This is a genomic window from Mesorhizobium sp. M7A.F.Ca.CA.001.08.2.1, from assembly GCF_003998455.1.
In the GTDB taxonomy this organism is placed as follows: Bacteria; Pseudomonadota; Alphaproteobacteria; order Rhizobiales; family Rhizobiaceae; genus Mesorhizobium; species Mesorhizobium ciceri.
In genome coordinates this window covers 1-10,036 of the sequence record NZ_RZPW01000150.1, presented here as the reverse complement: position 1 = coordinate 10,036, position 10,036 = coordinate 1, and the positions used below count along the sequence as shown (strand labels likewise).

The 10,036-nt window shown below is 63.8% G+C and carries 10 protein-coding genes; 6 read left to right on the top strand and 4 right to left on the bottom strand.

Translation table 11 applies throughout. The features are described from left to right. Nucleotides 1-115 precede the first annotated feature (115 nt). Complete coding sequence (locus tag EN914_RS11665; RefSeq protein ID WP_024502306.1) at nt 116-493, top strand: FMN-binding negative transcriptional regulator; 378 nt, start codon at nt 116-118, stop codon at nt 491-493. 28 nt (nt 494-521) lie between these two features. Next, nucleotides 522-1,568, top strand: a complete 1,047-nt coding sequence (locus tag EN914_RS11660; protein WP_024502307.1) for an ornithine cyclodeaminase — start codon at nt 522-524, stop codon at nt 1,566-1,568. 12 nt (nt 1,569-1,580) lie between these two features. Here the strand turns inward: EN914_RS11660 and EN914_RS11655 are convergent, their stop codons facing one another. The 4 genes from EN914_RS11655 to EN914_RS11640 all read right to left on the bottom strand — a co-directional run bounded on the left by EN914_RS11655 (nt 1,581) and on the right by EN914_RS11640 (nt 6,220). Beyond that, complete coding sequence (locus EN914_RS11655; protein ID WP_013530321.1) at nt 1,581-2,684, bottom strand: alcohol dehydrogenase family protein; 1,104 nt, start codon at nt 2,682-2,684, stop codon at nt 1,581-1,583. An 8-nt stretch (nt 2,685-2,692) separates the two neighbouring features. After that, entirely contained in the window at nt 2,693-4,072 is a 1,380-nt protein-coding gene (locus EN914_RS11650; RefSeq protein WP_024502308.1) for an aspartate aminotransferase family protein, read from the bottom strand. Between the two features lie 32 nt (nt 4,073-4,104). Then, complete coding sequence (locus EN914_RS11645) at nt 4,105-5,598, bottom strand: NAD-dependent succinate-semialdehyde dehydrogenase (RefSeq protein WP_024502309.1); 1,494 nt, start codon at nt 5,596-5,598, stop codon at nt 4,105-4,107. Between the two features lie 130 nt (nt 5,599-5,728). Beyond that, the gene (locus EN914_RS11640; protein WP_013530324.1) at nt 5,729-6,220 is read right to left on the bottom strand and encodes an Lrp/AsnC family transcriptional regulator; all 492 of its coding nucleotides are present in this window, start codon (nt 6,218-6,220) and stop codon (nt 5,729-5,731) included. 82 nt (nt 6,221-6,302) lie between these two features. On the opposite strand from EN914_RS11640, the gene EN914_RS11635 reads away from it, so the two are divergent. From EN914_RS11635 to EN914_RS11620, 4 genes are all read left to right on the top strand, one after another. Next, nucleotides 6,303-7,688 (top strand): PLP-dependent aminotransferase family protein, encoded by a 1,386-nt coding sequence (locus EN914_RS11635; RefSeq protein ID WP_024502310.1) that lies wholly within the window; start codon nt 6,303-6,305, stop codon nt 7,686-7,688. Between the two features lie 126 nt (nt 7,689-7,814). Then, on the top strand, nt 7,815-8,606 hold the full coding sequence (ehuA, locus tag EN914_RS11630; protein ID WP_024502311.1) for an ectoine/hydroxyectoine ABC transporter ATP-binding protein EhuA: 792 nt from the start codon (nt 7,815-7,817) through the stop codon (nt 8,604-8,606). Nucleotides 8,607-8,693: 87 nt separating this feature from the next. Then, a complete protein-coding gene (ehuB, locus tag EN914_RS11625; RefSeq protein WP_013530327.1) occupies nt 8,694-9,545 on the top strand; it encodes an ectoine/hydroxyectoine ABC transporter substrate-binding protein EhuB in 852 nt (283 codons plus the stop codon). A gap of 146 nt (nt 9,546-9,691) precedes the next feature. After that, nucleotides 9,692-10,036: ABC transporter permease subunit (locus EN914_RS11620; RefSeq protein ID WP_164778716.1), on the top strand; the 345-nt coding region annotated here is incomplete at its 3' end.

Sequence of the window (10,036 nt, the reverse complement as noted above, 5' to 3'; positions counted from 1 at the left end):
GACAACAAGGCGAGCTGGACGTCAGCAGCCGAGCGCATCCGCGGCGAGGGCGCGCGCATCGAGACATTGTCGCCGCAGGCCTTTGCCGATGCCGCACCGGGCTTTGCCCTGGACAATGTCGCCGTCCTGGTATCCGCGCAATGCGGTGCGCGACAGCGCGCCGACCTGGAACTTTGCCGTCGTGCATTGTCATGGGCATCCGGTGCCGCTCGACGATCACGGCACCGCCCGGCATCTCCTGCAGCTTGTCGACGTGCTGGAGAAGGATCGCGACGATCGCTGGCGCATGCGTGAGCTCGGACCAGGCGGCATGGAGCGGCGCATACCTGGTATCATAGGGTTTGACCTGCCGATCGGGCGGCTCGAAGCCAAGTTCAAGATGGGCCAGGATGAGCGCCTCTACGACACAGGCGGAGCCATCAGGGTGCTGGAGCAAAACGATCCGGCGCTGGCAACGATGATGAAGGCGCACAACGCGCATCGCCAGGACTGACCGCCTGCATGCGGCAAGGAAAAGAACAATGATCCCCAATCTCAACATCGTGCCCTTCGTCAGCGTCGACCATATGATGAAGCTGGTGCTGAAGATCGGCGTCGAACGCTTCCTCGTCGAACTCGCTGGCTACATCGAGGATGATTTCCGCCGCTGGGAGCTGTTCGACAAGACGCCGCGCGTCGCCTCGCACAGCGCCGAGGGTGTCATCGAACTGATGCCGACCAGCGACGGCGAGGTCTACGGCTTCAAATATGTCAACGGCCATCCCAAGAACATGCGCGAGGGACGCCAGACCGTGACCGCCTTCGGCATGCTCGCCGACGTCCACAATGGCTACCCGGTATTGCTGTCCGAAATGACCATCCTGACGGCGCTGCGCACGGCGGCGATGTCGGCTCTGGCCGCCAAGTACCTGGCGCCGGCCGGCTCCAGCTGCATGGCGCTGATCGGCAACGGCGCCCAGGCCGAATTCCAGGCGGTGGCCTTCAAGGCGCTGCTCGGCGTCGACAGGCTGAGGCTTTACGATATCGACCGCTCGGCCACCGAAAAATGCATCCGCAATCTCGCCGGTCTCGGCTTCGACATGGTCGCCTGCGGCACCGCGCAGGAGGCGGTCGAGGGGGCTGACATCATCACCACCGTCACCGCCGACAAGCAGTACGCCACCATCCTCACCGACAACATGGTCGGCTCCGGCGTGCACATCAACGCGGTCGGCGGCGACTGTCCCGGCAAGACCGAATTGCATCGCGATATCCTGCTGCGCTCAGACATCTTCGTCGAATACCCGCCGCAGACCCGCATCGAGGGCGAGATCCAGCAGCTTGCGCCGGATCATGAGGTGATCGAGCTGTGGCAGGTGATGTCAGGCGCCGTGCAAGGCCGGCGCGATTCCGGCCAGATCACGCTGTTCGATTCGGTCGGCTTCGCCATCGAGGATTTTTCGGCGCTGCGCTATGTCAGGGATCAGCTGAAGTCGACCGGCCTCTACCAGGAACTCGACATGCTGGCCGACCCCGACGAACCGCGCGACCTGTTCGGCATGCTGTTGAGGGCGGCCCAGCAGGGTTGAGGCATAGAGTGTTCAGCCAGCCGAACCCCACATGGCATCCGGCACCACCACCAGCTTGCCGACGAAATCCTTGGCAATGAAATCCGCCTGCGCATGGTGGAAATCGGAGAGCTTGTAGACGCCACCGACCAGCGGCCGGATTTTCTTCGCCTCGATGTAACCAACGATGCGACGGAAATCCGCGCGCGTGCCCTGGCTCGAACCATGCAACTGCAACTGCTTGAGATACATCGTCCTGAGATCGAGTTGCACGACCGGACCGGCAATCGCGCCCGCGGTCGTGTAGCGGCCTTCGGGCCTGAGAATACGCAAGAGGTCGTTGAATATCGCGCCGCCGACCAGGTCGGCCACCACGTCGATCGGTTGGCCGCCGGTCGCTTCAATCACGGCTTGCGGCAGGTCTGCGACGCCACGGGTGATGACCGCCTCGGCGCCGATGTCCAGCACCGCCTGTTCCTTGCCCTTGCCGACGACGGCATAGGGAATGGCGCCGCGCGCTCGTGCCAGTTGTACGATGCCGGAGCCGACGCCGCCCGAGGCGCCGGTGACCAGCACGCGCTCGCCGGCCTTCAAGCCGGCGCGCTCCAGCATCTGTTCGCCGGTCAGGTAAGCGCAGCAGAAGGTGGCGAGTTCGACGTCGCTCATGTCGGTATCGACGACATGCGCATTCTCGGCCGGCACGGCCTGATATTCGGCATAGCCGCCGTCGCGGCCGTGGCCCATATAGTCGATGTCGGCGAGCGAATCGTCGTCGCGATTGTAGATGGAGAAATCGACCATCACCCGTTCGCCGATACGCTCCGGCGACACGCCTTCGCCGACGGCGGCGATGGTACCGACGGTGTCGGTGCCCTGGATGCGCGGGAAAACAAGCGTGTTGCCCTGGCGTCGCCATGTCGACACGGCAGCCGCATCCTCTTCCGTGCCATAGGCGCCCTGGCGCACCCAGACATCGGTGTTGTTCATGCCGCAAGCGCTGACCTTGACCAGCACTTCACCTGGCGCAGGCGCGGGCACTTTCACATCGCTACGGTAGACGAGTTTTTCCGGCCCGCCGTGCCCGACAAGCAGCACGGCGGCCATGGTGGCGGGGAGGGTTCTGGTCATGGCATTCATAGTCGATCTCAGAGATTGGCAAACACGCTCTTGACCGCATCGGCGGTCTTCGACACGACGATGTCGGCTTCCTCGCGGGTCAGGCAGAGCGGCGGCGCGAAGCCAAGAATGTCGCCCTGCGGCATGGCGCGGCCGATGACGCCGCTTGCGGCAAGCGCTGTCGCCACCTGCGGTCCGATCTTCTGCGAAGCGTCGAAGAACACCCGGTCGTCCTTGTCGGCAACGAATTCCACCGCTGCCAGCATGCCGTCGCCGCGGACGTCACCGACATTCTTGTGGCCGCCGACCGCCTTGGCCAGCTCGGCGCGGAAATAGGCGCCGGTCTCCTTGGCATTTGTCACAAGATCCATCTCGTCGAGCAGCTCGAGATTGGCGACGCCGGCGGCAACGCAGATCGGATGTGCCGAATAGGTCCAGCCATGGCCGAGCGAACCGAGCTTGTCGGAGCCCTCAACCAGCACCTGCCACATCTTGTCGGCGACGATGACGCCCGACAGCGGCGCATAGGCCGATGTCAGGCCCTTGGCGATGGTGATCAGGTCCGGCTTGATGCCGTAATGGTCGGAGCCGAACATGGTGCCCAGTCGGCCGAAGCCCGTCACCACTTCGTCGGCGACCAGAAGCACGTCGTACTTCTTCAACACCGCCTGGATCTTTTCCCAATAGCCGGCCGGCGGCGGCACGATGCCGCCGGTGCCGAGGATCGGCTCGCCGATGAAGGCAGCGACGGTTTCCGGGCCCTCAGCCAGGATCATCTCCTCGAGCTTGTCGGCGCAATGCTGCGAAAACTGCTCCTCGCTCATCGAGCGGTCGGCGCGGCGGAAGTAGTAGGGTGCCTCGGTGTGCAGGATCGGCGCGCGCGGCAGGTCGAAGGCGTTGTGGAACAGGTCGAGCCCGGTCAGCGATCCCGTCATCACGCCCGAGCCGTGATAGCCGCGCCAGCGCGAAATGATCTTCTTCTTCTCCGGCCGGCCGAGCACGTTGTTGTAGTACCAGATCAGCTTGATGTTGGTTTCGTTGGCATCCGAACCGGAGAGGCCGAAATAGACCCGCGACATGCCCTGCGGCGCGCGATCGATGATCATCTTGGCCAGCGTGATCGAGGCCTCGGTACCGTGGCCGACATAGGCGTGGTAATAGGCGAGGTTCTTCGCCTGGGCGGCGATGGCGTCAGCGATCTTCTGGCGGCCGTAGCCGACATTGACGCAATAGAGCCCGGCGAAGGCATCGAGGCTCTTCCTGCCATTGTTGTCCCACACGGTGACGCCTTGACCGCCGGCCATGATGCGTGTCGGGCTTTCGCCCCGCGCATGCGTGCCCATATGGGTCGAGGGATGGAAGAAGTGGTCGCGATCCCAGGCGGCGAGTTCGTTGGACTGGTCGAGCATTTTTTAACTCCTTGAGGGATGGCAGGACGAACCTAGGCGACGTCCAGACAGAGATACTTCAGATCGGTGAAGGCTTCGAGCCCGTGGCGCGAGCCTTCGCGCCCGATGCCCGATTGCTTGACGCCGCCGAACGGGATCGGCGCGCCGGTGATCTTGACGCGGTTGATGGCGACCATGCCGTAGCCGAGCGCGCGGCCCATGCGCTGCTGCCGGCCACCATTCTCGGTCACCACATAGGCGACGAGGCCATACTCGGTGGCGTTGGCGCGGGCAATCACGTCATCCTCGCTGTCGAACGGCGTCACGGCGGCAACCGGGCCAAACGTCTCCTCGCGCATGATCAGCGCTTCGTCACTGACATCGGCCAGCAGCGTCGGCTGGTAGAACAGCGGGCCGGCCTGGTGCCGCTTGCCGCCGGTGAGGCAGCGCGCGCCGTGAGCGATGGCATCGGCGACCTGTTCCTCCACCTTCTTGATGGCGCGCTCATGCATCAGCGGCCCGATGTCGATCTTCTCGGCTAGGCCATTGCCGGTCCGCAGCGTCTCGATGCGCTTGGCGAAGGCGGCGCAGAACCGATCGTAGATCGGACGCTGGACGTAGATGCGGTTGGCGGCGAGGCAGTCCTGGCCCGACGTGGCGAATTTGGCGTCGATGGCGATATCAACCGCTTTGTCCAGATCTGCATCGGCAAAGACGATCAGCGGGGCATGACCGCCAAGCTCCATCACCAGCCGCTTCATGGTCGGCGCGCTCTGGGCGGCGATCAGCCGGCCGATCTCGGTCGAGCCGGTGAAGCTCATGGCACGCACGCGCGGATCATCGCACATCCGGCCAACGATCGTCGAAGCCTTGCCGGTGACGATGTTGAAGACGCCCACGGGCAGGCCGGCGCGCTCGCCAAGTTCGGCCAGCGCCAGCGCCGACAGCGGCGTTTCCGAGGACGGATGCGCGACGATGGTGCAGCCGGCGGCAAGGGCGGCGGCTGCCTTACGGGTCAGCATGGCCGACGGAAAATTCCACGGCGTGACGACGCCGACGACGCCGAGCGGCTCGCGCCGCACCATCATCTCGGCGTTCGGCAGATGGCTGGTGACGCTCTCGGCGTTCAGGCGTTTTGCTTCTTCGGCATACCATTCGACGAAGGAGGCGGCGTAGTCGATCTCGCCCAGCGATTCCTGCAGTGGCTTGCCCTGTTCAAGCGTCATCAGCAGAGCCAGATCATCCTTGGCGCCGACGATCAGCTCGAACCATTTTCGTAAAATTTTCGAGCGCTCCTGCGGCAACAGCGCCCGCCAGGCCGGGAAGGCGCGCGCCGCGGCATCGATCGCCTTTGTCGTCTGCCGGCCATCGAGCGCGGCGACGAAAGCGACGGTCGTGCCGGTGGCCGGATCGGTGACCTCGAAGCTTTCGGCAGCCTCGCTTGCGGTCCAGTGGCCATCGACATAGGCGAGTTCGCGCAGCAGCCGGCGGTCGGCGAGGCCGTCGAGCGCTTCATGGCGATGCGAGCGGGCGAAATGCGCGGACATGGTCAAAGCCTCCCGGTTCGGACTGATAAGGGAAGACTATCCGCCCGATGCAGATAGAGAGGCTGTTTGGAAGTCCTGACGTAGAGAGACTCTCTCTATCGGGTTGCCCGGCGAGAGAATCTCTCCGCTCCTATGACGACGCCGGCAAAAGCTCTGCGATGGGCAGCGCCACCTCGTCCTTCACGGTCTTGATGACGATGTAGGTGAAGTAGCGATCGATGCCGATCTCGCGGTCCAGCAACCCATCGACCAGCCGCTGATAGGCGTCGATGTCGCGCGCCATTACTTTCAACAGATAGTCGACGCCGCCGCCGACAGACCAGCAGGCGACGATCTCGGGAACATCGCGTATAACGCGCTCGAAGCGGTCGAAATCGGCCTGGCGGTGGTTTGCCAGCGTCACCTCCATCAGCACGGTGGCAACGGGTGCCACGACGCGCATGGCGATCCTGGCGTGATAGCCCGAGACGATGCCGGCCTTTTCCAGCTTGCGCAACCGCATCCAGCACGGCGTCGGAGACAGGCCGACCTGCTCGGCCAGCGCCAGCTTGGTGATGCGCCCGTCGCGCTGGATGGCGTCGAGGATTTTCAGGTCGATCGGGTCGAGTTTCGCTGATGTCATCAGGGCTCACTTTTTCGTCCGAATACCATGACGGCGCATTATTTCGATTGTCAATTGCACTGATTTCGATCTCTAATAAGTCATGACATTGTGGCAACCCGATCCCGCGCTTATCCGGCGGCCGGCCTATCAGTCGCTGGCCGACCAGTTCGCGCGCGCCATCCATGACGGACGCCTTGCCAATGGCGCGCGGTTGCCGACCCATCGCAGGCTGGCCGACGACCTCAAGCTTTCGGTGCAGACGGTTAGCCGCGCCTATGAGGAACTGATCCGGCGCGGCCTGATTTCGGGCGAGATCGGCCGCGGCAGCTTCGTCCAGACGCAGCGCCGCGAGCCCGAGCCGCCCTATCTGCCGGAGCGGCTCGGTGAAGTCATCGACCTTTCGATCCTGAAACCGGTCTGCGAGCCGATGCATCTTGAGCGGCTGAAGCAGGCACTGGGATGGCTGGCTGAGAACCTGCCGTCGAGTTCAGCACTTTCGTTCCGGCCCAACATGGTGTTTCCCCGCCACCGCGCCGTCGCCGTCGAATGGTTGAGACTGTGCGGCCTCGATGCATCGCCGCAGAACGTCAGCCTGACCAACGGCGCCACCGCCGGCATGACAGTGGCGCTGATGAGCGTCGCGCCGCCGGGCTCTACGGTCGCCACGGAGGCGATCGGCCACCATACGCTGGTGCCGTTGGCACGCTATCTCGGCTTCAACCTGGAAGGCCTGCCGATCGACGACAACGGCCTGATTCCGGAAGCGCTGGACGAGGCCTGCCGGCTTTCCGACATCCGCGCGGTCTTCGTTCAGCCCTCGGTCATCAATCCGACGGTGACGCTGATGGATGCGCGGCGGCGAGAAGAGATCGCGGCGGTCGCGCGCAAGCACGATATCGCCATTATCGAGAACGATGTGCTGGGTCCGCTGGTCGAAGACCGGCCGCCGCCGGTTGCCGCGTTCGCGCCGGAGCGCACGCTCTACGTCACCTCCTTCACCAAGATCACCGTGCCCGGCCTGCGCATCGGCTATCTGGCCGCACCCGACCGCTACGTCGCCGCCGTCGCCAACCGGCATCTGGTTTCGAACTGGATGGCGACGCCGCTGGTGGCCGAGATCGCCACCAAATGGGTGACCGACGGCACGGCGATGGAGCTTGTCCACTGGCAGCGCGCGGCTTTGCGGCGCCGGCAGGATATTGCAGCGCAGGTGCTGGCGGGGGTCGACTATCGCGCCCGGCGAGACGGGCTGCATGTCTGGCTTCAACTGCCCGCGGACCGTGCCGAGGAAAGCTTTGTCGCCCAGGCCCGCCTGCAAGGCGTGGCTATCGCGCCCGGAACATCCTTCCGTATTTCGGGTGCGCCCTGGCACCCGGCGGTGCGTATCTCGCTGGGTTCGACCACCGAGGGGGAACTGCGCGCCGGCCTCGGCGTTGTCACCAAGCTGCTGCTTGGCGATCCGGAGCATCTGCTGCTCGCAATCTAGGTCCGGTTTGCCCGGAAATTGTGCGGAATCAGAATAATTGTCATGATATTATTTTCCCAATTGACATGATTTGGCGCGTTCCGCATCGTTAAGGGGTATAGGCTTCTCCAGCACGGGGAAATACATTTGTCCGCACCAGCGCCCATCATCAAGATCGACAGCATCTCGAAAAGCTTCGGCAGCTTCAAGGTGCTGGACGGCCTGTCGATGCAAGTCATGCCCGGCGAGAAGCTGGCACTGATCGGCCCGTCGGGTTCGGGCAAGACGACGATCCTGCGCATCCTGATGACGCTTGAGCGCATCGATGGCGGTCATATCCAGATCGACGGCGAGCAGCTCTATCACATGGAGCGCAATGGCCAGCTGTTGCCCGCCGATGAGCGGCATCTGACAAGGATGCGCCAGAAGATCGGCATGGTGTTCCAGCTGTTCAACCTGTTTCCGCACAAGTGCGTCATGGACAATGTCACGCTGGCGCCGATGCTGACCAAGGGCACGCCGCGTGCCGCCGCCGAAAGGCGGGCGATGGAACTGCTCGAAATGGTCGGCATGGCCGACAAGGCCAAGAACATGCCGGCGCAGCTGTCCGGTGGGCAGAAGCAACGCGTGGCGATCGCTCGGGCGCTGGCGCTGTCGCCGAAGATCATGCTGTTCGACGAGGTGACGTCGGCGCTCGATCCAGAGCTGGTCGAGGAGGTGATGAACGTCATGCGCAAGCTCGCCGCCGAGACCGACATGACCATGCTGCTGGTCACCCACGAGATGGGCTTTGCCCATGATTTCGCCGACCGGGTGCTGTTCTTCGATCGCGGCAGGATCGTCGAAGAAGGCAAACCGGACGAGATTTTCCGCAATCCCAAGCAGGAGCGCACGCAAGGTTTCCTGAAGAAGATCATCGCGGCCGGACATCGGGTCTGACCGCAATGCCCAGGGCGACGAAGTCGTCCCGAGGCGGCGAGGGCCGCCATGCAACAAAGCAAGACAAGAAACAAGGAGTTGGGAACAATGAACAAACTTGGCATTCTGGCCGGCGTTGCCGGTCTTGCACTGACGGCGGTGCTGGCCGCCTCGATCCCCGGTTCGGCCGATGACAGCAAGCTCGAGCAGCTCAAGGCGCAAGGTTTCGCCCGCCTCGCCATCGCCAACGAGCCGCCCTATACGGCGGTCGCCGCCGACGGCAAGGTTTCGGGTGCCGCGCCTGATGTGGCCCGCGAGATATTCAAGCGGCTCGGCGTCGCCGACGTTGCCGCTTCGATCTCCGAATATGGCGCCATGATCCCCGGCCTGCAGGCCGGTCGCTTCGATGTCGTCACCGCCGGCCTGTTCATGAAGCCGGAGCGCTGTGCTGCGGTCGCCTATTCGGAACCCGTGCTGTGCGACGCCGAGGCGATGCTGGTGAAGAAAGGCAATCCAAAGGGTTTCAAGAGCTATGAGGATGTCGCCAAGGATACGACTGCGACCATCGGCGCGCCGGGCGGCGGCACCGAGGAGAAGCTCGCGCTCAATGCCGGCGTGCCACGCGATCGCGTCATCGTCGTGCCGGATGGCCAGAGTGGCGTGAAGATGCTCCAGGATGGCCGCATCGACGCTTATTCGCTGCCCGTCCTGTCGATCAATGATCTGGTCAAGAAGGCCAACGATCCGAACCTCGAAGTCATCGCTCCGGTGCAGGGCGCACCGGTCTATTGCGACGGCGCCGCTTTCAAGAAGGGCGACGAGGCACTGCGCGACGCCTTCGATGTGGAACTGGCCAAGATGAAGAAATCGGGCGAGTTCGCCAAGATCATCGAGCCCTACGGCTTCTCGGCGGCAGCCGCGATGTCGACCAGCCGCGACAAGCTCTGCGCGGCGAAGTGATCCTTCCTTCTCCCCGTTCAACGGGGAGAAGGTGTCACGAAGTGACGGATGAGGGGCGGCGCCAAACCTTCGCAAGTTCGCGCCGCCTGCCGGCATCTTCTCCCCGTAAACGGGGAGAAGATGCTAAACCCAACGTTGGAAACCGAATGACCCAGTGGTCCGGCTATTTCGGCCTGATATTGCAGGGAGCGCTTGTCACCATCGAGCTGACGCTGATGGGGTCGGTGCTGGCGCTGATCATGGCCTTCCTCGCCGGCATGGGGCGCGTGTCGCGCTTCTTTGCGCTGCGTTGGTTGGCCACCGCCTACATCGAGTTCTTCCGCGGCACCTCGATCTTCGTGCAGTTGTTCTGGGCCTATTTCGTGCTGCCCTTCATCGGCATTTCGCTGACCCCGTTGCAGGCCGGCGTGCTGGCGCTCGGCCTCAATGTCGGCGCCTACGCCGCCGAAGTGGTGCGCGGTGCCATCCAGTCGATCGGCCGCGAACAGTAT